Genomic DNA, 22,357 nt, shown 5'->3' on the forward strand with positions numbered 1-22,357 from the left:
CGGCCGTCAGGGGATGGCGGCCGCCCGTAGGGTCAGCGTCGGCTCGGCGTGCGCGTCGTCCGGTCCGAGGACGGCGGTGAAGGCGTCCGTGGTCACGGTCAGCCCCTCCTCGGTCCACGCCACGGACACCGCGGACGGCTCCTCGGTGCCGTATCGCACCGCGAAGACATGCAGGTCGTCCGGGGCGTCGTCGACCGGCCCGGCCTCCAGGGCGCTCGACCGCACGAGGTGGGCCCAGCCCGTGTCCGGGTTGCCGTAGCCGCGCGGGTCCTCGGCGAGGGCGAAGGCGGCCTGTTCCTGGGTGACCTCGGCGCGGGTGTCGAACTGGTCGGGGCCCGTGGCCTCCGGGTGGGTGAGGCGCAAAGTACCCGCCGAGGCGACGGGCGCGTGGGCCGTGCGCCGGACCCGGTCGCCGTCGTCCTCGGCGTACGGCAGGCCGGCCAGCAGGTACGGGGTGCCGTCGAGGCGTTCCACGGCGACGGTCGTCCACAGCGTGGTGCCGTCGGTGACGTACAGCGAGCGCACATGGCGCAGGACGTGGTCGCGGCCGACGACCGGCTTGGTGACCAGCTTGGCGGTCAGTCCGTCGGCGTGGACGTCGCGGACGCGGACCTCCCCCATGGGGCGGCACAGCAGAAAGCCGTCGGTGACGGGTCCGAAGCCGTGCTGCCGGTTCACGGCGGCGGGCAGCAGATAGGTGCCGCCGGCCTCGATCACCGCCGGGGTCATCCGGTCGTCGAAGGCGACGGAGACCGTACCGGCCCGGAGCTGGTGCCGGGAAGCCCCGGTGGACGGCACCCGGTGCCAGGGGGTGGTGTCCTGGATCTGCCAGACCAGCATCCACGCGAAGTGGCCGTCGACCCCGCCGTCCGGCTTGACCGCGTGCCGGGCCCAGCGGCTGTCGCCCCGGTAGCGGCCCAGGTCGGAGCCGATACGGGCACCGAAGTAGCGCAGGCCGAGCACCGACTCGAAGGCGGAGTGCTGCTCGCTGTAGCGGGGACCGCCGTTGTCGAAGCCGCCGTTGGTGAGGCGGGCGTCGATGTAGCGGGCGAGGGCGTCGCCGTCCTCGGCGAAGACCTCCTCGCCGCTGACCCGGTGGGCCTGGGCGAGGAAGGAGAGGGAGATCGGGCCGTAGTTGTTGTCGTAGGCGCCGCCGTGCTCGGGGGGCAGCAGGGCACCCCGGTCGGCGACCCGGTGGGCGCGGATCTTCCCGTCGTACAGGGCGAGGGCCCGCGCGCGGACCCGCTCACCTTCCTCGGGTGCGAGGTGCCGGGCCAGCATCAGGCCGCCCACCACACAGCCGATGGCCTGGTTGCCGGCCTCCTGTGGGTTGAAGAAGGTGGCCTCGGTCAGCCAGCTCCAGTAGCCGCGCGCCACTTCCACAAGCTCCGCTCGCTGGTCGTCGGCCACGAGGCCGTCCGCCGTGTCGAGGAGGTTCACGGCCTGGAGCAGCGCCCACGCGGTGCTCGGCCAGTCGCCGACGGGGTGGGCGCCCGCCGCCAGGACGTAGCGGGCGTAGGGCAGCGCGCAGTCGCGGACCGTGAGGTTGGGGTAGCCGGGGTTGTCGTCCCGGTACACCCGCTCGCGCAGATGGAAGGCGAGGCTGCGGCGGACCGCCTCCGGCAGCCGCGGGTCCTTGCCGCGCTGCCAGGCGAGGGCCAGCAGCGAGGTGATGCCGAGGGAGGTGTCGCCGATGTCGTCGACACAGTCGGGGTGTTCGAGGTTGCCCTCCGGCGTGAGCCGGGCCAGGGCCTGCTCGACGACGTCGGCGAGGACGGCGTCGTACGCCTCCGGGGTGTCCGGGAGGTCGTGCAGCGGGGCGCGCTGGTGGAGGAGGTGCACGGGGTTCAGCCCTTCATGCCTGGGATGGCCATGGCGTGGGTCGTCGGAGTCGTCGGCGTCACACGACGGGTGCGGGCCGGTGGGCACGCAGTGCGACGGTAAGGGTGTGCGGGCCGTGTCCGCCGAGGTAGACACGGTTGCCGGTCGTCGCGTCGGTGCCGCCCACCACGGTGTGGTCCTGCCCCGGGTCGTAGCGCAGTACGTCGCTCCGGTCCGGCCCGGCCGGCGGTTCGCCCGCCTCGACGCCGGCCTCGACCCGGATCGCGTGGTCACCGACCCGGTAGGTCATCGGCCCGGTCGTCAGGCACCAGCGCCCGTCGCCGATCGGTACGGCGCCCTCCGGCTCGCCACCCGGCCGGAAGGTCAGTTCGAGGGCCCAGGGCACCCGTGGTCCGCCGATGTCGATCCGCAGGTCGGCGCCGTCCTCCCGCAGGTCGACCTCGACATGGGTCGTGTGCGAGACCTCGTCCCGAGGCCGGTCCGGGAAGCTCATCGCGGCCGAGAAGCGTCCCTCGTCCGTCATCCGGTAGGCGCCGTCGCCGTGCCGCCGGTCCGGTGGCAGCGGCTGGTAGTAGGCGGCCGTGAGGGTTTCGGTGAGCCGGTACCGGTGGGCGGCGAGCCGCTGCATGTCGGCGGCGCGGAACGGGCCCAGGTCGAAGAAGCCCCGCGAGAGACGGACGGCGTCGAGGACGGCGTCGCCGGCGAACAGACGCAGGAAGGTGGGATTGCGGGCGAGGCCGGAGCGGATGCGCCGGTGCTCGGGCACGTCCGAGCCGCCGTACACCACCGTGTGCGCGGTGGCCGAGGCGCGTGCGGCGAGGCGCGCGGTGGTGAGGTACCGGGCGCGGGGCAGCGTCTCCGCGGCCGGTGCCGGCAGGACGCGTGCCAGATCCGGGGTGAGGAGGCTCTGGGCGAGCAGGTCGGGGTCGTCGACGCCCCCGGCGGCCGCGAGCCGCGCCGCCCGGCTGAAGTCGCCCCGGCCGGTGCGGACCGCGCACAGCCGGTAGTGCGGCAGGTAGGGCGCCAGCGGGAACGGGCGGTGCTGGTCCTGCCGTCGCGAGTGGACGGTCTCCACCGTGCCGTCCGGCCTGAGGAGGTCCAGGGTGGTTTCGAGGTTGTGTTCGACGGCGTCCCGCAGGTCGGCGCGGCCGAGCACGTCGGCCAGCAGGAGCAGCGAGGGGTTGGAGACGTGGGCCGCGTAAAGGGGGCTGCGTTCCGAGTACAGGCCCTCCGCGTCGATGTCGACGCCCTCGGAGAGCCACTCCTCGACACGGTCGGGCAGCCGGTCGTCGGGGAACGACCGGTGCAGCCGGGCCAGCGCCGCGCACAGCTCCCAGCGGTGGTTCGGGGTGTGCACCCCACCGGTCAGGAGACTGCCGGTGGCGGCGTCGGCGATCTCGGCGAGCGCGGCGGTGACGTGGTGCAGTTCCGGGCCCGCGCCGGCGGCGAGGACGTGCGCGTCGCACACGTCGTTGACGGTGAACGCGGAGTCCGGCGGTGACTGCACGTTGTCGCCGCCGGCGAACAGGCCGGTGGGTGTCTGCGCGGCCCGCAGGGCGCGCAGGTGGGTCGTCGCGGCGGCGACGGCCCGCCCGCTGCCGTGCAGGGCCGAGTCCGGGGAGCGGTAAGCCGCGACCAGGGTCTTCACCCGGCGGGCCAGCACGCGGTGGGTCGCACCGGCGGGGTCCTCGTCGGGGGCGGCCGCCAGGGGGACCGCCGTCCGGTCGGCGGCGCGGGCCGCCGCACGGACGAACCCGTGGTCGAGCGGGGTGGGCAAGGTCAGTCCTTCAGTCCGGCGTTGATGTCGGCGCCCATGACGTAGCGCTGGAAGACCAGGAAGACGGCGATCAGCGGGATCATGGAGATGACCGAGGCGCCGAGCAGGACCGACCAGTTGATGTTCTGCGCGCCGACGATGGACTGGATGCCGATCTGCACGGTGAACTTGTTGGGGTCGTTGAGCATCAGCAGCGGCCAGATGTAGTCGTTCCAGCGCCACTGGAAGGACAGGATGGCGAGCGTCAGCATGATGGGCCGGGAGAGCGGCACCATGATCCGCAGGAAGATCGACAGCTCCTTGGCGCCGTCGATGCGTGCGGCTTCCACGAGTTCGTCGGGCACCGTCAGGAAGAACTGGCGGAACATGAAGCAGCCGGTCGCGGTGAGCACGGCCGGGAGGATGATGCCGGCGAACGAGTTGTAGAGGCCGAGGTTGCGGACCACCAGGAACTCGGGGGCGAGCATGACCTCGGACGGCAGCATCGTGGTGGCCAGGATGCAGATGAAGAAGACCTTGAGCCACTTGTTGTCGTACTTGGCCAGCGCGTACCCCGTGCAGCAGCTGACTCCCACCGTGAGGATCGTCGTGATCACGCACACGAGGGCCGTGTTGATGAAGTACTGGGAGAAGTTGGCACTGTCCCACGCCGCCTCGAAACCCGACAGGGTGGGGTTGTGCGGAATCAGTGTCAGCGGATAGGAGAACAGGTCGCTGGCCGGCTTGAGGGAGCTGAGGATGAACCACAGCACCGGGAACCCGTACAGACACGCCATGATCCACAGCAGTGTCGTCGCGGACACCGCCTGCCGGAGCCCACCGGTGGCCGTCTTGCGGGGCCGCTTCTTGGAGACTCTCCGTCCGGAGCCGACGTCGGCCGGGCGCGGGATGTCTGTGGTGGTCATCGGTTCTCCAACCGCCGGTTGGCGATCAGCTGGATGATCGCGACGGCCATCAGGATGAGCATGAGCACGAAGGACGCGGCGCTCGCGTAGCCGATCTGGCCCCGTTTGAAGCCGGTCTCGTAGATGTACTGGACGAGCAGGTTGTTCGACGTGCCGGGTCCGCCGTTGTTGAGGGCGACGAACACCGGGTACTCCTTCATCGCGTTGATCGTGTTGAGCAGGATGACGATGAACGAGGTGGGCGCGATGCTCGGCAGGGTGATGCTGAAGAACTGGCGCCAGGGGCCGGCGCCGTCGAGCGAGGCGGCCTCGTAGTACGACACCGGTACGTTCTTGATCGCCGCGATGAACAGCAGCATCGTGAAACCCGTCCAGGCCCAGGCGGCCGCCATCACCACCACGAGCAGCGAGAGGTCCGCGTTCGACTGCCACGGAACGGCGCCTCCGCCGAACTTCTCGATGACGTAGTTGACCAGTCCGAAGTTCTCACCGAACATCCACCGCCACAGGACACCCACGACGATGGGCGACAGCAGCCACGGGATGAAGAAGATGACGCGGGCGACCGACCCGCCCTTCGCGTGCTTGCTCACGACCAGGTTGGCGGCGAGCAGCGAGACCACGAAGTTCAGCGGCACGAAGAGCACGGCGTACAGCAGGGTCCGGGTGAGCGCGTCGTAGAACGTGGAGTCCCCGAACAGGTTGTGGTAGTTGTCCAGTCCGATGAACTGGAACGTGCCCACACCCGTGTAGTTCGTGAACGAGTAGACGAGCCCGATCACCGCCGGCCAGACGAAGAACAGCGCGAAGAGCACGACATTGGCCGCGATGAGGACAAGCGGCGCAAGGGTGTACTTACTGCGTCTCCTGGGCGGGCTCGCGGACACGTCCGAGGCGCGTTTTGTCATCTTCCTGACTCCGTGCTGGTGGAATGGATTCCTGTGGGCCCACGCCGTGAGCCCGGCCTCACCTGGGCGGCCGGGGCCGGGCGGCGGTGCCGAGACCCCGCCGCCCGGCCCTGTGGCCTACGATGCGCCGCCGACCTGCTGGTTGTAGCCGGCCACGATGTTCTCCAGGGCCTTGTCGGCCGACTGCTGACCGTTGATCGCCTTGCCGAGCTCCGTCTTGGTCGGGTCCTCGGTGAGGCTCTTGCCCTTCAGCACCCAGTTCGTCTGCGCGGTGTTGAAGTAGCCGGAGATCGGGGCGTACAGCGGGATCTCCTCGTTGTACAGCTTGAACGCCGCCTGCGCCGCCTCGGACGTGAAGGGGTACTCCGGGTTCAGACCGCTCTCGACGGGCAGGAAGCCGGACGCCTCACAGAGCGTCTTGTAGTGGGCCGGCTCGTACAGCCAGGACAGGAACTTCTTCGCGGCGGTGGCGCCCTCGCTGTTGTTGTTGAAGCCCACCGTCATGCCGCCGCTGTTGACGTCGCTGGCCTGCACCGGCTGGGCGGGGGTCGGGACGCTCGCCCACTCGAACTTCTTGATGCTGTCCGCGAAGGAGGCGACCTGCCACACGCCGGACCAGTAGGCGACCACGTCACCGCTCTGGAACATGGCCGACGGGTCGGCGCCGCTCGTCCACACCGACTTCGGCATGGTCTTGTCGTCGTTCCATCCGACGAAGGTGTTCACGGCCTTCTTGGTCGCCGCGTCCACCGAGAACTTGCCGGAGGAGTCCGCGTGGACGTACTTGCCGCCCATCTCGTACACCATGGCGCGGAGCCGGGACGGCGACTGGTCGAAGGTCAGGGAGTACTTGGCCTTGGTCTTCTCGCGGACCTTGTTCGCCGCCGCGATGAAGTCGGTCCAGGTCCACGTCTTGTCGGGCGAGGTCGGGAAGGAGACGCCGGCCTTCTCGAACAGGGTCTTGTTGATGAACAGGCCGGACGCGGTGACGTCCGAGGGGATGGACAGCACCTTCCCGGACGAGTCCTTCGCCAGGAAGTTGGCGTTGATGTTGTTGCTCTTGTTGTTCGCGATGGAGCTGAGGTCGATCAGCTTGCTCGACCAGATCGGGTCCAGCGCCGGCACGGCCGCGACGTCGGGCAGGGAGTTCGCCTGCGCGGCGTTGTGCAGCTTCGTCGTGTACCCGTCGTAGGGGATGTTGACGAGCTTGACGTTGACGCCCTCGTCCTTCTTGTACTGCGCCACCAGCTTCTTCCAGCCCGCGTCCTGCCCCGGAACCGTGGAGATCCAGAACGTCAGCGACTTGGAGTTGCCGCCCGATTCGGATCCGCCTCCGCAGGCGGTGAGCAGCAGGGCACCTGCCGAGGCCACGGCAGCGAGGGGAACCAGGCGGCGCATGCCGCCGCGGCCGAGACGGCGGGAGCGCCGCACACCCACAGTGGTCATTTCGATCCCTTTTCGTCGTACGAGACGGAGCACGGCGCCGACCGAGCGGCACGGGTGCCTTGTGCAGAATTTGCTTTCCGGGGGGTGCGGCCTCGCCCGGCCGCGTCTTCCCTGTGGGTGCGTTCCCCGGCCTCCTGGGCCGCCGCCTCGTGAGCACGCCCTCACATGGCTGCCGTACATCTTCGTGTACCGGCGGGACGCTCTTCCCCAAGCCGATGTCCCGACCGGCTTAGAAAGCGCTTGTCCGGACATTGGCAGACCGAGTCCGAGGCCGTCAATCCTTGGGCCGCGCGGCCTGGGTCACGGTTTGGACTCCCCGGGCGACCGCGAGTCTCGCGGCACCGGCGACGGTGCCGGAGTCGCCGACCGTACTGCTCACCACCTCGGTGGGCCAGCTCAGCCGGTTCAGCTCCGCCCGGACACCCGGCAGCAGGCCCGGATCGGCGCCGGTGCTGCCCCCCAGCACGATCAGGCCCGGGTCCAGTACGGCCGTCACGGCGGCGGCCAGCCGGCCCACGTCGGCGGCGTGGCGGTCCACGGCGGCACGGGCGCTGGCCCGGCCCTGTCCGGCGAGGACGAAGAGCCGCTCGGTGGTGCGCGGGCACGGCCCGTCCCGCTCCGCCCAGGCCTCCCTGGCCCGGCGCAGCAGCGAGCGGGCGCCGATGTACTCCTCCAGGGCCTCCCGGCGGGGCTCCCGGCCGTCGTCCCAGGGGTAGGGCAGTCGGGCGAGCTCACCGGCGGCGCCGTTCGAGCCGCGCAGCACCTGGCCGCCGACGACGATGCCCAGGCCGATGCCGACACCGATCCGCAGATAGCCGAAGGTGTGCCGGCCGCGCGCGGCCCCCTCGTGCAGCTCGGCGAGGGCGGCGCAGTTGACGTTGTTCTCCAGGTGGACGGGGACGCCCGGGGGCAGGGCCACGGCCATGGCGTCGAAGACCGGTCCGGCCTTGGCGGTGGCGGGGCGCATCCCGCTGCCCTGCCGGTCGCGGGCGGTGACGTCGCCGACGGCGACGACGATGGAGCGCAGCGGCGCACCCTCGGGCAGCGCGGCGAGCGCCTCGCGTACGGCGTCCGCGGCGTCCTCGCGGGAGGCGGTGGCCTCGGCCAGCAGGGTGCCGTCCAGGGCGCAGCCCCTGACGCGGGTGTGCGCGGGGCCGAGGTCGACCGCCAGGACGGCACCGGCGACGGGACCGAGCCGGTATACCGCCGCGGAGCGGCCGGTGCCGCTGGAGGCGGTGCCGGAGTGCGCGGCCAGCCGGGCGCTCTCCAGTTCCGCCACGGCGGAGGAGACCGTCGGTTTGGAGAGCCCCGCCAGGCTCGCGAGCTGCGGCCGGGTGGCCGTGCTCGCCTGGGCCAGCACGGCGAAGACCGCGCTGGCGCTCTCGGTCAGGCGGGGGGCTTCCGCCACGTCGTGTTCCACAGTTTCCCCCACACGGGTACCGGGCCGCGCACCCGGCCGATCGGTTCGGCGGACTGCGGCGAAAGGATGCGACGACGGCGCGCGTTCCCCGCCCCGCGACGGCCCGGAAGGGGGCCGCGGTGGTCGAGTGCGCGACTTCTCTTGACGCACTGTACTTCGTTAGTTAACTTCCTAACGAACTTCACGGTACTCGCCTGCCGTGCTCGTCAGAAGCCCGTCCCGGGGCTTCCCTAGTTCACCAGAAACCAGCAATCCCGCAGGTCACGGTTTCGCCCACCGTCGCGGCTCGACGCACCGACGAAAGAGGATCCGTGCAGGACTCTCCCCCTTCGCGCCCCCTGGTGGTCGGCGTCGACGTGGGCGGCACCAAGACGCACCTCCGCGCAGTGGCGGGTGAGGACGTCGTGGCCGACCACGTCGGGCCCAGCAGCGGCTGGCGGCCGCACGACCACGCCGCCGCCGCTCACTGGCTGGCCGACCTGGTCCACGCGTCGCTGCCCCCTGGCGTTCGCCCCGCCGCGCTCGCCGTGGGCGCGCACGCCTGCGAGACCCCCCGGCAGTGCGCGCAGATCCGCGCCGCCGTACAGGAACTTCTCGGCGTCCCCGCGCACGTCGTGGGCGACGCCGAGCTTCTCGTGCCCGCCGCCGGACTGGCCAAGGGGGCCGGCCTGGTCGCCGGCACCGGTTCGGTCGCGGTGGGTCTGCTGCCCGACGGCACCCCCGTCCAGGTGGGCGGCTGGGGCGCGGTCCTCGGCGACGAGGGCGGCGCCGCCGGGCTCGTCCGGGAGGCGGCACGTGCCGTATGGGCCGCCCATGACCGCGGTGAGGAGCCGGACGCCCTGGCGGCCGGTCTCGTCGCCGCGTTCGACGTCCCCGAGGTGCCCGCGCTCGGCGCGGCCCTGGAGGGCGCCCGCGACGTCTCCGCCGAGTGGGGCCGGCACTCCCCCGTGGTCTTCGCGGCCGCCGACGCCGGCTCCGCGCTCGCCCGTGCCGTGATCGCCGAGGCGGGCGAGGCCCTCGCCGCACTCGTCGCCCGGCTCGCCGCCCGCGGACTCGCGGTCGACGACGTGGTGGTGGCGGGCGGCACGGTCCTGCACCAGCCCACGCTGTACGAGGCGTTCGCCGCCGCGCTGGAAAGCGCTGTACCGGGCGCCCGGCCGCAGCGGCTGACCGTGCCGCCGGTCCAGGGCGCGGTGGCGCTGGCCCGTTCGCTCCTGTGAGCCCCGGGCCTCACGTTCACCGGCAGGACATGTACACGTCGCCGGGCCCTCGCGGAAGCGACACGGCCCGGCCGTAGATCTTCGCTCGTACGCGTCATCCGGCTCACGAGTCGTCATCGGGCCCACGAGCCGCACATGAGCGCACCTCTTCCCTCTGGCCTCACGGCCGAAGAACTCAAGAGAGGCACACCCATGCCGTCACCCGCCGGGATCAACGCCCCCTCGGCCGTGAACAGAAGGCGCTTTCTGAAGGTCTCCTTCGGTGGCTCCGCCGCCCTGGTCGCCGCCCCGACGCTGGTCTCCTGGCTGGGCGCGGCCGATGCCAAGGCCGCCACGAGCCCGCTGCCGTTCGTCGACGACTACAAGACGAACGTCCTGGCGAACCTCACGCCCGAGACCAACGCCGTGGTGCGGGTCCTCGGCGGTTTCGCCCAGGTGTGGAAGACCGGCGCGGCCTGGAACACCGGCACCCCGCTGCGGCCCGACGTCCTGCGCGCCAACATGCGCTACTGCGCCGCGCTCACCGGCGCCCGCACGGAGGCCCAGGGCAAGGAGGCGTTCGTCTACGACCGCCAGCACCAGAGCTACGCGATGATCGCGGGCCTCGGCCCCCTGGCCGACCTGTACAAGGCCGGCGCCAAGGCGGTCACCTCGATCACCAGCGCCCCGGACACCACCCCCGCGACCACGATCAGCGACGCGGTGCCCGCCGACGCTCCGGCCGGCTCCGCGCTCGGCGCCGGCTCGTACACCTCGGACCTCGGCCAGGTCGCCAAGCTCGTCGACACCGTGCGCGGCCCCTACGCCTCCGGCAACCCGGGCAAGTACGCCTTCCAGTACCCGCGCCCGTGGCGCATGAACGAGAACAGCGAGGTCGTCGACACCGGGAAGACCGACGCGCTCGGCTACCCGGTCTACGACTCGAAGGTGGTCGTCGTCCCGCAGCTGCTGCGCCAGCGCGGCACCTCCCCGACCGACGACGGCGGCTTCCCGAGCGGCCACACCAACGCCTTCCACCTGGCGTCCCTGGCGTTCGCGTACGCCGTGCCCGAGCGGTTCCAGGAGCTCGTGACCCGCGCCCTGGAGCTCAGCCACACCCGGATCATGTCCGGCATGCACTCCACGGTCGACGTCATCGGCGGCCGCGTCATGGCCACCGCGCTCGCCGCGGCCACCCTCGCCGACCCGGCCAACGCCGGCCTGAAGGCCGCCGCCCGCGCCCAGGCCCTCGCCTACTTCACCGGCAGGACCGGGACGACGGCCGACACGCTGTTCGCCTACGCGCACTCCGACGCCTCCGACCGGTACGCCGACCGCGACGCCAACCGGCGTGCCGCCGAGCCGCGCCTGACGTACGTCCTGGAGCGCGAGGGCCGCAAGGAGCCCCTCACCGTGCCCAAGGGCGCCGAGGTGCTGCTGGAGACCCGCCAGCCCTACCTGAGCGCCGAGCAGCGCCGCGAGGTGCTGCGCACGACCGCGCTGCCCTCGGGGTACGTCCTGCTCGACGGCTTCGAGCAGTGGGGCCGCCTCAACCTGTTCGCCGCCGCCGACGGCTACGGCTCCTTCGACTCCGACGTCACGGTCACCCTGGACGCGGCGAAGGGCGGCTTCCACACGGCCGACGCCTGGCGCAACGACATCGAGGGCGACGGCTCCCTGACCAAGCGCGGCTCCGGCACCCTCACCCTGACCGGCCACAACCGCTACCACGGCGGCACGGTCGTGGAAGAGGGCACGCTCGTCGCGGGCCACGCGAACGCACTGGGTCAGGGCGACGTCCGGCTCACCGGCGGCACGGTCCGCGCCGAGCAGCCGCTGCGGGTGCGCGGCGCCTGGACCCAGTCGAAGGGCGCGACGCTGGACCTGCCGCTGCGCCGGGGCCACGGCGCGGCGCTCACCGTGTCCGGTCGGGTGACCCTGGGCCAGGGCTCGGTGCTGTCGCTGCGCCTGGACGAGAGGCAGCCCGCCCGCGCCGGGGACGTCGTCCCGGTGATCGACACCTGCGCGCTGCGCGGCCAGTTCGACGCGGTGGAGCTGAACTCCGCCACGCTGCGCGCCGTACCTCTCTACACGGCGGACGGTCTGTCGGTACGACTCCTGAAGCGGTGACGCCCCTGGCGGCGGGAGCCGGTGCACAGTGGCCTCGTGGCCGCCGCGCACCGCTTCCGCCGCCGCCCCGCGGGTGTCGCCTCGGGGCACACGATGAAGCACACCCAGCACACGGACACGGTCCCGCGACCGGTCGCGGGACCGCCGGCGGTACGCCCGCGCCCCTCGGCGCCGGTGCGCCGCAGACCCTGGCTCGTGCCGCTGCTCGTGGGCCTCCTCCTCGCCCAGATGGCCGCGGCGATGGTGACCACGGCCGTCCAGCAGACACCGACCGTCGACGAGCCGGTGTACGTGGCCACGGCCGCCGACTATCTGCACGAGCACCGGATCCGGTACAACCCCGAGCACCCGCCCCTGGGCAAACTCGTCGTCGCCGTCGGTGTCGCCGTCGCCGCCCCGCACGTCGACCCGCACGTCACCGGCGACCAGACCGCGGCCGGCCGGCATCTCCTCTACGAGTCGGGCAACGACCCGTGGCGGCTGATGCTCTGGGCACGACTGCCCGTGATCGTCCTGACGCTCCTGTTCGGGCTCGTGGTGTTCGGCTTCGCCCGTGATCTCGCCGGGCCCGCCCCCGCCCTGGCCGCGCTCGCCCTGTACGCCTTCTCCCCCGATGTGATCGCGCACGGTTCGCTGGCGACGCTGGACGTCCCGGCGGCCGGTTTCCTGCTGACCTCGGCCTGGCTGCTGTGGCGGTCCCGCCGCTCCGGACGGGCCCGGGTGTGCCTTCCGCTCGCCGGGGCCGCGCTCGGCGCCGCCCTCGCCACGAGGATGAGCGCGCTGCCCGCCGTACCCGTCCTGGTGGCCCTCGCCGCCTGGTCCGTGGGGCTCCGGCACGTGCGCCGGGCCCTGGCGGCGGCGGCCGTGGTGGCGACGGCCGCCGTGACGGTCGTCTGGCTGACGTATCTCGTGGTGGACCCCCGACTGCGCTGGGACCCGCGGGCGACACATGTGCCCGTCGTCCACGGGCTGCGCGGTCTGCTGGTCCGGCTGATGCCCTTCCCGGAGGCGTACCGCGACGGCATGCGGATGCAGTTCGGACTGGAGAACCAGTCCTGGCAGGGCTTCCTGTTCGGGCACGTCTACTCGGGGTCGCGCTGGTACTACCTGCCGGTCGCGCTGGTGGTGAAGACCCCGCTCGGGATGCTCGCGCTGTGGGCGGCGGGGGCGGTCGCCCTGGTGGCGGTACGACGGCTGCGGCCCGCGGCGCCCTACGTGCTGGTCCCCGCGGCGGTCCTGCTCGCCTCGGCGATGACCGGGGCGCGGAACTTCGGCACCCGGTACGCCGTGTTCCTGCCGATGTTCCTGGCGGTGGCCGCCGGCTGCGTCCTGGCCGTCCGGTGGCGGGGGCGGCGGGCGGTGACCTGGGCGCTGGTGGCGTTCGTCGCGGTCAGCTCCCTGCGGACGTTCCCGTACTACCTGCCGTACTCCAACGAGGCGTTCGGCGGGCCCGCGAAGACGCATCTGCGGCTGCACGACTCCAACGCGGACTGGGGCCAGGACCTCGGCCGGCTCGCGGGCCGGCTGCACGGACGGTACGCGGGCGAGCGGGTCTGGCTCGTCTACAAGGGCAGCGGCGTGCCCTCCTTCTACGGCATCCGGGCGTCCGATCCACGGCGCGCGCCGCTGCGGAAGGTGCACGGCGTGATGGCCGTGTCGGACTCCGCCGTGGCCAAGGCCAGGGGGCGGCTCGCCCGGCTGATCGACTCCAGCCACGCCGTGGACGAGGTCGGTCACTCGATCACGATTTACCAGCGGTAGGGGCCGACGGGGTGTGCGACCTGCGAGGTCTCGGGCACGCTGTCCCGCACGCTCCGTGAGCTATGTTGAGCTGCGTGGGAGACAAAGGAGGCGCATCGGTGCCATCGCCGCAACAGGCACGCGCACAGGCATCAGCGATCACCTCGGGCAAGACGGATCCGGAGGCGGAGGTGTCCCCGACCTCACGGCTCAGGGCCCTCTTCGACGGGCCCCATCTGTCACCGGGACAACGGCGCATCGCCCAGTATCTGATCGAGCACATCACCGAGGCGGCGTTCCTGTCGATCACCGACCTCGCCGACCGGGTCGGGGTCAGCCAGCCCTCGGTGACCCGGTTCGCCGCGGCCGTCGGGTTCAGCGGCTACCCCGCCCTGCGCGAGAGACTCCAGTCGATCGCGCTGGGCACCCTGGCCGGCGGGCCCGCCCCGGCCGAGGTGAACCGGAGCAACGAACTGCAGGCGGCGGTCGACGCGGAGATCGAGAACCTGGAGAACCTGCGGCGCGACTTCGCCGATCCCGACCGGGTGATCGAGATCGGCCGGGCGCTGTCGCAGTCGACGCCGCTGACCATCCTCGGCCTCAGGATCTCGGCCTCGCTCGCCGAGTACTTCGCCTACGCGGCCCGCCGGGTCCATCCGGACGTCCGGCTGGTGACCCGGGGCGGCAGCGTCGCCTACGACGCGCTGCTGCAGTCCCGGGAGGCGGGCGGGACCTGGGTGCTGGCGTTCTCGATGCCCCGGCACGCGCAGGAGACGCTGACGGGCCTGCGGGTCGCCCGCAGCGCCGGCCTGAAGGTCGCGCTGATCACCGACCTGGCGCTCGGCCCGGTGGCCGACGAGGCCGACGTCACCTTCGCCAGCGGCACCGGGTCCCGGCTGGTGTTCGACTCCTACGCCGCCCCCGGCGTGATGGCGGCCGCGCTGCTCCAGGCCATGACCGACGCGGGCCCGGAGCGCACCCAGGCGCGGCTGGAGGAGTACGAGCAGATCGCCGAACAGCACCAGTTCTTCCTGCGCGAGTGATCCGCCGACCCGGCGGACAACCCGGCACCCCCCTCCCCGAAAAGACGCAGAGGGATCATTGCGGGCACATCGCACATGAATGTTTTCATGCGCCTTGCAAACCCGTCGGTATATATAAATACTGCTCACGGCCGCACCCGCCCGCGCAGGGCCCCTGTACGGGCACCCGAAGCCGTCGTCCCCTACCCACGTCGGCGTCCAGGGTGCTCGGGGCGCCGCACCTGCGAGCGCCCGTGGCGGCCCCGGTCATCCCCTAGACCGGGGCCGCCCCACACAACGTCGGACCACCCGTCCCGACGCCGCACACCGGAAGCGATGACCATGACTCTGACGACGACGCAGCGCATCAGCCCGGACTGGCCGTGCCAGGTCAAGACGCCCGGCAGCTACGACTGGGAGCGTTCCGCCGCGAAGTGGCTGCGCGAACTGGTGCCGGCGCGGTACGCGAGCTACCCGCTCATGCTGCGTCAGCCCGTACTCCTGGGCCGTCACGCCACGATCCAGGTGCAGCAGGAGATCCGGGTGGCCCGCACCGCCCTGCAGACCGCGCGCGCCGACCTGCCCCGGCTGGGGATGCCGGAGTCGGTCATCGAGCACACCATCAAGCTGTACGCCGCCGAGCTCATGCAGCTCCAGCACATCGCCCGCAGCGTGCGCTGTGTGACCCAGGCCCTCGTCGAGTCCCACGCCGGCCGCTGACCGTCCCGGGCGTCGCTCCCGGCCCGGGCGTTGACGCAAGGCCCTGATCGAATCCACGCGTTTGTGCCATGCTCGATGCGTGACGAGCGAATCCGCGCTGCCCCCAGGGTCCGGCGAGGCGCCCGACATGGCCGCCCTGACCCGGGTCGTGGCACGTCAGCGCGCGGAGATGGACCGGCTCCAGGACCTCGCGGCCACCTCGGCGGTGGTGGAGCGGGCCAAGGGAGCGGTGATGGCGCGACTCGCCTGCTCCCCGGACGCGGCCCAGGAGGAGCTGCAGCGACGGGCCAGGGCCGCCCGGCGGACCCTGCTCGAGGAGTGCTGGCTCACGCTCGGCTCACTGACCCCGCCGACGCCCGGGGAACCCCGCCCGGCCGCGGACACCGCCGCCCGGGACACACCCCTCCCGCCCCCGGACGAGGCCGGCTCCTCGGCCCTGGCCCGGCTCGCACGGGCCCTCGTCCGCGTCGGCACCCCGCAGGACCTCGCCCGCTGTCTGCTGGACCGGCTCGCCGTCGACGTCGACGCCGACGCGGTCATGCTCTACGCCCGGCTGCCCTCCGGCGGGCTGGAACTCGTCGGGCACGCCGGGATCGACGAAACCCTCGCCCTGCAGTGGGGCCGGGTGCCGCCCCTCGCCGGGATCGCCGCCCTGGACGCCCTCGCCGCCGGTGAGGCCCGGTGGCTGGAGGACCCGGCGGCGGACCGCGAGCGCTATCTGCTGATAGGGGACCCCTCCCGGCAGTGGGGCTCGCGTGCCTGGCTGCCCGTGACGACCGGCGAGTCCGCCGAGGTCGCGCTCGGCGTGCTGCGCCCGTCCGCGGCTCCGTTCCCGCCCGCCGAGCGCGAGCATTTGCTGGCCGTCGCCCGGTTGTGCGCGGGCCCGCTGCGCACCTTCGGCATCCGTCGGGAACCCGCCCTCGGCGCCGCCGCGGACGCCGTGCAGATCGTGTTCGACCGGCTGCCGGTCGCCGCGGTACTGCTCGCCCCGGTGCGCGGGCCCTCCGGTGCCGTCGAGGACTTCCGGATCGAGGCCGTGACCGCCGGGACCTCCGACGCCGTCGGCCGCACCGGCCGGGAACTGCTCGGCCTGCGCTTCCTGGAGTGCTGGCCGACGGCGGCCGCGGACGAGCCGCTGTGGCAGGGCTGCATGAAGGCGCTGGAGGGCGAGGAGCCGTACGAGAGCGAGCCGTTCGCGCGGCAGCAGAGCGTCGCCGGGGTCAGTGAACTGGTCACCTACTCGGCGCGGGTGGCGCGGCTCGGCGACGGGCTGGTGGTGAGCTGGGTGCGGCACGACCCCTCCGACCGGCAGGAGCAGCGGCTGGCGGAGGTGCAGCGGCTGGGCCGGCTCGGCTGGGCCACCTGGAACCTGACCACCGGCGAGGGCAACTGGTCCGCCCAGGTCTTCGCCCTCCTCGAACGCGACCCCGTCCACGGGCCGGTCCCGCTCACCCAACTGCCCTCGCTCGCCGTCCCCGAGGACGTGCCCGCGCTGGCCCGGGCCATCGGTGAGCTGGTGCGCGAGGGGCGGCCGTGCGACGTTCCCTTCCGGGTCGCCGCCCGTGACGGCGTCCGTCATCTGCGGGCGGTCGCCGAGGCGGTGACGGACGCCGAGGGCACCCCCGTCGAGGCGCACGGCTTCCTCCAGGACGTCAGCGCCCAGCGCAGCGCCGAACTCGCCCTGCTCGCCAGCGAACGCGCGATGCTCACCCAGCAGGGCGCGCTGTCGGCCGAACGCCTCGTCGCGTCCCGGCTCCAGGACGCGCTGCTGCCGCTGCCGAAGGAGACCGTGCGGCTGGCCGGCCTCCGGGTCGACATCGCCTATCTGCCCGCGCAGTCGGGGCTCAACGTGGGCGGCGACTGGTTCAGCGCCATCGAACTCCCGGACGGCGACGCCCTGTTCGTGGTCGGAGACGTCACCGGGCACGGCCTGGACGCCGTCGCCTCGATGGCCCTGCTGCGGTTCACCGCCAAGGGCATGGTCATCACCGGCTCCTCGCTGACCGGGGCGCTCGCCCGGCTCAACGCGCTGCTGCTGCACTCCCGTGACCCGCACGGCACGGCGACCCTGGTCCTGGCCCGCTACAGCCCGCGCGGGCGGCGGCTGGTGTGGGCCCAGGCCGGGCATCCCCCGCCGCTGCTGCTGCGCGCCGGCGAGGCCCGCTATCTCGAGCGCCCGCACGGCATGCTGCTCGGCGCCCGCGACACCCCGCGCTACGAGGAGGCGGAGTGCCGGCTCGCCCCCGGTGACCGTCTGGTGCTGTACACCGACGGGCTGGTGGAGCGGCCCGGGGAGAGCATCGACCGGGGTCTGGAGCGGCTCGCCCGCGCCGCGTCGGCGCCCGGCCCCGACGGACCGGTGCCCCTCGCGCGGCTGCTCGGTTCGCTGCCGGAGCCGGAGCGGCGGGACGACGTGTGCGTGCTGGACATCCAGGTGCCGGGGGACGCCGGGGACTGAGCGGCCGCCCGCCCGGCGCCCCCGCCGACCGCCGGCGTCAGCCGCCGGTGCGTGACTCCAGCGCCTGCCGGGTGTCGTCGCCGTACACGCCGTCCTCGTCGCCGCGGATGCCGTACCAGAGCTGGAAACGGGCCACGGCCTCGGTGAGGGTCGAGGTGTAACGGCCGTCGGTGGCTCCGTCGCGGTACACGTCCGGGATCTTCAGCAGCCGCTGCTGGAGATCGGTCACCTCGGCGCCGCTGTCGCCCTCCCGCAGCGTGCCGGCGCCGTCGGGGTCGGCGGACGGCGAGGAGGTCTCCGGCTGGGTGGCGCTCGGCTGCGGCCGCACGGTCTCCGCGGCCGCCTCCCCGCCGCGGCCCGGCACCAGGAGGGCGCCCGCGAAGCCGACGAGCGCCGCGGCGCACACGCCGATCGTGATGGCGGCCCGGCGCAGCCCCGTGCCGGCCCCGTCGTCGTCGCGCGCACCGAGCGGCGCGGCCTCCGCGTGCGCGCCGCCCGGGCGCCGAGCGGCCCCCCGGGGCACGGCCCCACGGCCACCCGCCCGGCCGGCGCCGATACGCCCCGCAGGGGGCCCGTAGGGACGACCGGCGGGACGACCGGGGCGGGATCCGTACCGGGGCCGCTCCCCCGGCGACGACGACACGGAGGCGGCGTGTCCCCGCGCCTGCTCGTGGGCGTGTTCGCCCCACCCGGCCTCGGGCCCTGCGCTCCGCCCCGCGGTGGACGCGTCGGTCTGCTCGCCCCACCCGGCCTGGGGCCCGCTCTGTCCCGCGGCGGACGCCCGGGCGTGCTCGCCCCACCCCGCCGCGGTTCCGGCGTCCCGCCCCGCGGTGGACGCGTCGGTCTGCTCGCCCCACCCGGCCTGGGGCCCGCTCTGTCCCGCGGCGGACGCCCGGGAGTGTTCGCCCCACCCCGCCGCGGTTCCGGCGTCCCGCCCCGCGATGGACGCGTCGGTCTGCTCGCCCCACCCGGCCCGGGGCCCCGTGCTCAGTCCCGCGGCGGACGCCCGGGCGTGCTCGCCCCACCCCGCCGCGGTTCCGGCGTCCCCGCCCGAGGGGGGCTCGTGGGTCTCGGGGGCGCTCCAGTCCGTGCCGGGGGCGCCGCTCGTCCCGGGTTCGCGCGGGGAGTGCTCGTCCGCCCAGTCCTGGCCGACCACCGGTTCCGTCGCCGGTCCGGCGCTGTCGTACCCGTCTGCCCGGGTGCCGTCGGCGCCGGGCGCGGGGACGGTGTCGGTCCAGTGCCCCACCGGGGGAAGCTGCTCGGTCGCCGGCTCGTCGGTGCCGCCCGGCAGGCCCTGCAGCGGGATCGACTCGTAGGAGACGGGCTCCTTGGTCAGTTCGGTCATCTCACGGAACAGGTCCGCCAGGGCATCGGTGTTACGGGGCCGCAGCACCCGGATGGGCTCCACGACCTTGCGCTCCTGCGGCTGTCCGGGTTCGGCCGGTGTCGGCACCCTGGTCTCCCTCCGTTCCGTTCCCCCGCGGAGAGATACGGGCGGACGGGCGGACGGGTTCAGCCGGTGAGGAACCGGCGCAGGGAACGCGTGGTCGCGGCGACGAAGGCGTCCCGCGTGCCGGCGTCGAGGGCGTCCAGGGAGAGATAGGGGTTGAGGTCCTCCAGTTCGACGAGGAGCAGTTCACCGCCCGGCGCGCGGCAGGCGTCGACGCGCTGGATGCCGTACGCCAGGGTGTTCCAGTCGATGAACCGGCGGGCGAAGTCCAGGTCGGCGGGGGTGGGTTCGTAGGGCTGGAGCTGCCAGCGGCGGCCGGGGTCCGGGGCGGACAGGGCGTACTGGAAGTCCTGGTCGACGAAGTAGAAGGAGACCTCGTAGGCGAAGTCGACGAACGGCTGGACGAGGACGTCGTCGTCGGCGAGCGCGGGCAGACGGTCCGGCGTGACGATCTCCAGCCCCCGGGAGTCGGCGCCCAGCTTGGGCTTGACGACGTAGCGGTCCGCCGCGGGGAGCAGGTGCAGGTCCTCCGCGCGGTCGACCGTGGGGATCACCGGGTACCCCGCGGCCCCGAGGTCCAGGAGGTACTGCTTGCCGGCCATGTCGGCGCGCCCGGTGAGCGGGTTGTAGACCCGGACGCCGTCGCGCAGGGCGCGCTCGCGGAAGGCCTCGTAGGCGTCCTGGTAGCCGAGGACGGGTCCGCTGTTGCGGACGACCACGGCGTCGAAGGCGTCCATGAGGGCTGCCGCGTCCAGCGGATGGCACAGGGCGAGGTCGAAGTCCGCGCGCAGCCGGGAGGTGAGGAGGACGTCCTCGTCGCCGTAGCGCCGTCCGCGGGCCGGGTAGGCCAGGTCGGTGACGTAGAGGAGACGGGGGCGGGCGGACGGCACGGGGAAGCTCCTCGGGCTGGGCGGCGGTGCGGAAAGGTTACGCCGGGGTGCCAGGTGCTCCTGCGGGGAGGGGGACGGAGGGGTCGTACGATGACAGGACCGTCGTTTTCTCTCCCGAAGGGCTCGTCGACTCCGTGACCACCGCAACTCTTCTCGACGGCAAGGCCGCCGCGGCCGACATCAAGAACGAACTCGCCCTCCGCGTCCAGGCGTTGAAGGAGCGCGGCATCACCCCCGGGCTGGGCACGATCCTCGTCGGCGACGACGCGGGCAGCCGCTCCTACGTGGGCGGCAAGCACCGGGACTGCGCACAGGTCGGCATCGCCTCGATCCGGGTCGAGCTGCCCGCCGACGCCTCCCAGGCCGATGTCGAGGCCGCGGTGCTGCGGCTGAACGCCGACCCGGCGTGCACCGGCTTCATCGTGCAGCTCCCGCTGCCCGCCCACATCGACACGCACGCCGTCCTGGAGCTGATCGACCCGGTCAAGGACGCCGACGGACTCCACCCGACGAACCTGGGCCGGCTGGTGCTGGGCATTCCCGCGCCGCTGCCCTGCACTCCGCGCGGCATCATCGACCTGCTGCGCCGCAACAACGTGGCGATCACCGGGCAGCAGTTCTGCGTCATCGGCTGCGGGGTGACGGTGGGCCGCCCGCTCGGCCTGATGCTGACCCGGGCCACCGAGCACGCCACGGTGACCCTGTGCCACGAGGCGACCCAGGACGTCGCCGCGCACGCCCGGGAGGCGGACGTGGTGGTGGCCGCCGCCGGGGTGGCGCACCTGGTGCGGCCCGACTGGATCAAGCCGGGCGCCACCGTGCTGTCGGTGGGTCTGACCCGTACGGTCGAGGGTGTCCTCGGTGACGTCCACCCGGACGTCGGCGACGTCGCCGGCTCCTTCGCCCCGCCGATCGGCGGCGTCGGCCCGATGACCCGCGCGATGCTGCTGACGAACGTCGTCGAGGCGGCCGAACGGCTCTGATCCGGCCTGTTTCGGCACCCCGTGCCAGGTACTCAGTTCCCCACCAGGAGGGAACTGAGTGCCATCGGAGGGTCCCAGGTGTTACGTTCCCGTCCATGAGCGCCACTGAGAAGGCGGAGGCCAAGCCGCCCATGCGGGACGCCCTGGTCGCGGCGGCCTTCCGGCTCTTCGTGGAGCGGGGCTACGAGCAGACCACGGTGGACGACATCGTGACCCTCGCGGGCGTCGGGCGCCGGTCGTTCTTCCGCTACTTCCCGTCCAAGGAGGACGTGGTCTTCCCCGACCACGAGCGGTGCCTGGCCGACATGACCGCCTTCCTCGCCGCGAGCACGGAGGACGCCGAGCCGGTGCGGCGGGTGTGCGACGCCGCGCGCCTCGTGCTGCAGATGTACGCCGAGAACCCCTCGTTCTCGGTGCAGCGCTACCGGCTCACCAAGAAGGTGCCGGGGCTGCGGGCGTACGAGCTGTCGGTGGTGTGGCGCTACGAGCGCGCCCTCGCCGAGTATCTGCGGGACCGCTTCGCGGGCCGGTCCGACGGCAGTCTGCGGGCCGATGTGATCGCCTCTGCGGTGGTCGCCGCGCACAACAACGCCCTGCGCTCCTGGCTGCGTTCGGACGGCGAGGGCGACGCGACCGCCACCGTGGACCATGCGCTCGGCTATGTGCAGTCGGCGTTCGGCGCGGCACCGGCCCCCGAGCCGACGCCGGTGCCGGTGCCGGTCGCGGAGGAGCACCCCGAGGACGTGGTCGTCGTGGTCTCCCGGCGGGGGGCTCCGCTGTGGCGGGTGGTGCAGGAGATCGAGACCACCCTGGCCCGCGACTGACCCCCTCCCACCTCTTCACATTTTCAGGGTACGCAGTACCTTTACGCCTGACACTCAGTGCCATACGCTGACGCCAGTGGGTTTCCGGGCCGAGGCAGGGAGTGACCAGCGTGTACCACCACACGGGAACCGGCGGCACGGCGGGTCTGCTCGACCGCGCGAAGTCCGACGGTGAGGCGATCCTCTTCCAGCGCTGCACCTGGTGCGGCACCGCGATGTACCACCGGCTGCTGTGTCCGGTGTGCCAGGGCAGCGACCTGCGCACCGAGCGCAGCGGTGGCGTCGGGACGGTCCGCCACGCGACCGTGGTGCACCGCAACACGCCGTCCGCGCGCAATGTGTCGCTGGTGGAGATGGCGGAGGGGTTCGTCGTCCGCGGCCGGGTCATGGGCCCTCTCATCGGCATCCACAGCGGCGATCGCGTCCGCCTCTCCACGGTGAAGGACCCGGTACGGGGCGAGCCGGTGTTCCAGCTCGTCGACGAGCCGTACCGGGGCTGGCACCACTAGGGTCTCCCCCCTCTCTCTCCTTGGCGGTCGCTCAATTCCGGTCATTCGCAGGCCGATTCGCTCGTCACAGGCAACCCACAGGCCTCCTCTCGCTTCCTTCGTGTCGTGAGGTGATCCCGGTACGGACGGGGCGC

The 22,357-nt window shown here is 72.9% G+C and carries 17 protein-coding genes; 9 read left to right on the top strand and 8 right to left on the bottom strand.

Annotated elements, in window-relative coordinates:
* Positions 1 to 6: 6 nt before the first annotated feature.
* From OG852_RS05995 to OG852_RS06020, 6 genes are all read right to left on the bottom strand, one after another.
* Positions 7 to 1,842 carry a hypothetical protein gene (locus tag OG852_RS05995; protein WP_330347289.1) on the bottom strand — a complete coding sequence of 612 codons (1,836 nt, stop codon included), beginning with the start codon at positions 1,840 to 1,842 and terminating at the stop codon, positions 7 to 9.
* Positions 1,843 to 1,900: 58 nt separating this feature from the next.
* Positions 1,901 to 3,619 (bottom strand): hypothetical protein, encoded by a 1,719-nt coding sequence (locus OG852_RS06000; protein ID WP_330347290.1) that lies wholly within the window; start codon positions 3,617 to 3,619, stop codon positions 1,901 to 1,903.
* Positions 3,620 to 3,621: 2 nt separating this feature from the next.
* Complete coding sequence (locus tag OG852_RS06005) at positions 3,622 to 4,524, bottom strand: carbohydrate ABC transporter permease (protein WP_133915953.1); 903 nt, start codon at positions 4,522 to 4,524, stop codon at positions 3,622 to 3,624.
* Positions 4,521 to 5,432, bottom strand: coding sequence for a carbohydrate ABC transporter permease (locus OG852_RS06010; RefSeq protein WP_133915952.1), 912 nt, complete (start codon positions 5,430 to 5,432; stop codon positions 4,521 to 4,523). Before OG852_RS06010 ends, OG852_RS06005 begins: the two co-directional genes overlap by 4 nt.
* 117 nt (positions 5,433 to 5,549) lie before the next feature.
* Positions 5,550 to 6,878, bottom strand: coding sequence for an extracellular solute-binding protein (locus OG852_RS06015; protein ID WP_133915951.1), 1,329 nt, complete (start codon positions 6,876 to 6,878; stop codon positions 5,550 to 5,552).
* Between the two features lie 274 nt (positions 6,879 to 7,152).
* Positions 7,153 to 8,286, bottom strand: coding sequence for an ROK family protein (locus OG852_RS06020; protein WP_330347291.1), 1,134 nt, complete (start codon positions 8,284 to 8,286; stop codon positions 7,153 to 7,155).
* 323 nt (positions 8,287 to 8,609) lie between these two features.
* On the opposite strand from OG852_RS06020, the gene OG852_RS06025 reads away from it, so the two are divergent.
* From OG852_RS06025 to OG852_RS06050, 6 genes are all read left to right on the top strand, one after another.
* Entirely contained in the window at positions 8,610 to 9,518 is a 909-nt protein-coding gene (locus OG852_RS06025; protein ID WP_330347292.1) for an N-acetylglucosamine kinase, read from the top strand.
* Between the two features lie 192 nt (positions 9,519 to 9,710).
* Positions 9,711 to 11,627, top strand: coding sequence for a phosphatase PAP2 family protein (locus tag OG852_RS06030; RefSeq protein ID WP_330347293.1), 1,917 nt, complete (start codon positions 9,711 to 9,713; stop codon positions 11,625 to 11,627).
* A gap of 93 nt (positions 11,628 to 11,720) precedes the next feature.
* Positions 11,721 to 13,388, top strand: a complete 1,668-nt coding sequence (locus OG852_RS06035) for a phospholipid carrier-dependent glycosyltransferase (protein WP_443064645.1) — start codon at positions 11,721 to 11,723, stop codon at positions 13,386 to 13,388.
* 98 nt (positions 13,389 to 13,486) lie between these two features.
* Positions 13,487 to 14,410, top strand: coding sequence for a MurR/RpiR family transcriptional regulator (locus tag OG852_RS06040; RefSeq protein ID WP_133915947.1), 924 nt, complete (start codon positions 13,487 to 13,489; stop codon positions 14,408 to 14,410).
* 315 nt (positions 14,411 to 14,725) lie between these two features.
* The gene (locus OG852_RS06045) at positions 14,726 to 15,109 is read left to right on the top strand and encodes a hypothetical protein (RefSeq protein ID WP_208117287.1); all 384 of its coding nucleotides are present in this window, start codon (positions 14,726 to 14,728) and stop codon (positions 15,107 to 15,109) included.
* Between the two features lie 127 nt (positions 15,110 to 15,236).
* Positions 15,237 to 17,567 (top strand): SpoIIE family protein phosphatase, encoded by a 2,331-nt coding sequence (locus tag OG852_RS06050; RefSeq protein WP_330351408.1) that lies wholly within the window; start codon positions 15,237 to 15,239, stop codon positions 17,565 to 17,567.
* A 37-nt stretch (positions 17,568 to 17,604) separates the two neighbouring features.
* Here the strand turns inward: OG852_RS06050 and OG852_RS50900 are convergent, their stop codons facing one another.
* On the bottom strand, positions 17,605 to 19,020 hold the full coding sequence (locus tag OG852_RS50900; RefSeq protein ID WP_443064509.1) for a peptidoglycan-binding protein: 1,416 nt from the start codon (positions 19,018 to 19,020) through the stop codon (positions 17,605 to 17,607).
* Between the two features lie 59 nt (positions 19,021 to 19,079).
* Positions 19,080 to 19,907 carry a hypothetical protein gene (locus tag OG852_RS06060; protein ID WP_330347294.1) on the bottom strand — a complete coding sequence of 276 codons (828 nt, stop codon included), beginning with the start codon at positions 19,905 to 19,907 and terminating at the stop codon, positions 19,080 to 19,082.
* A 134-nt stretch (positions 19,908 to 20,041) separates the two neighbouring features.
* Between OG852_RS06060 and OG852_RS06065 the strand changes: the two genes are divergently transcribed.
* The 3 genes from OG852_RS06065 to OG852_RS06075 all read left to right on the top strand — a co-directional run bounded on the left by OG852_RS06065 (position 20,042) and on the right by OG852_RS06075 (position 22,223).
* On the top strand, positions 20,042 to 20,890 hold the full coding sequence (locus tag OG852_RS06065; protein WP_133915945.1) for a bifunctional methylenetetrahydrofolate dehydrogenase/methenyltetrahydrofolate cyclohydrolase: 849 nt from the start codon (positions 20,042 to 20,044) through the stop codon (positions 20,888 to 20,890).
* 131 nt (positions 20,891 to 21,021) lie between these two features.
* Positions 21,022 to 21,714: a TetR family transcriptional regulator gene (locus OG852_RS06070; RefSeq protein WP_330351410.1), complete on the top strand. Its 693-nt coding sequence runs from the start codon at positions 21,022 to 21,024 to the stop codon at positions 21,712 to 21,714.
* Between the two features lie 110 nt (positions 21,715 to 21,824).
* The gene (locus tag OG852_RS06075; RefSeq protein ID WP_133915943.1) at positions 21,825 to 22,223 is read left to right on the top strand and encodes a Zn-ribbon domain-containing OB-fold protein; all 399 of its coding nucleotides are present in this window, start codon (positions 21,825 to 21,827) and stop codon (positions 22,221 to 22,223) included.
* Positions 22,224 to 22,357 lie beyond the last annotated feature (134 nt).

Source organism: Streptomyces sp. NBC_00582 (genome assembly GCF_036345155.1).
GTDB lineage: Bacteria > Actinomycetota > Actinomycetes > Streptomycetales > Streptomycetaceae > Streptomyces.

Excerpts from the sequence above, each read along its gene's own strand:
- OG852_RS06045 (WP_208117287.1), top strand. The coding sequence starts at position 14,726 with ATGACCATGACTCTGACGACGACGCAGCGCATCAGCCCGGACTGGCCG.
- OG852_RS06030 (WP_330347293.1), top strand. The coding sequence starts at position 9,711 with ATGCCGTCACCCGCCGGGATCAACGCCCCCTCGGCCGTGAACAGAAGG.
- OG852_RS06015 (WP_133915951.1), bottom strand. The coding sequence starts at position 6,878 with ATGACCACTGTGGGTGTGCGGCGCTCCCGCCGTCTCGGCCGCGGCGGC.
- OG852_RS06010 (WP_133915952.1), bottom strand. The coding sequence starts at position 5,432 with ATGACAAAACGCGCCTCGGACGTGTCCGCGAGCCCGCCCAGGAGACGC.
- OG852_RS06070 (WP_330351410.1), top strand. The coding sequence starts at position 21,022 with ATGCGGGACGCCCTGGTCGCGGCGGCCTTCCGGCTCTTCGTGGAGCGG.
- OG852_RS06035 (WP_443064645.1), top strand. The coding sequence starts at position 11,721 with ATGAAGCACACCCAGCACACGGACACGGTCCCGCGACCGGTCGCGGGA.
- OG852_RS06050 (WP_330351408.1), top strand. The coding sequence starts at position 15,237 with ATGGCCGCCCTGACCCGGGTCGTGGCACGTCAGCGCGCGGAGATGGAC.
- OG852_RS06005 (WP_133915953.1), bottom strand. The coding sequence starts at position 4,524 with ATGACCACCACAGACATCCCGCGCCCGGCCGACGTCGGCTCCGGACGG.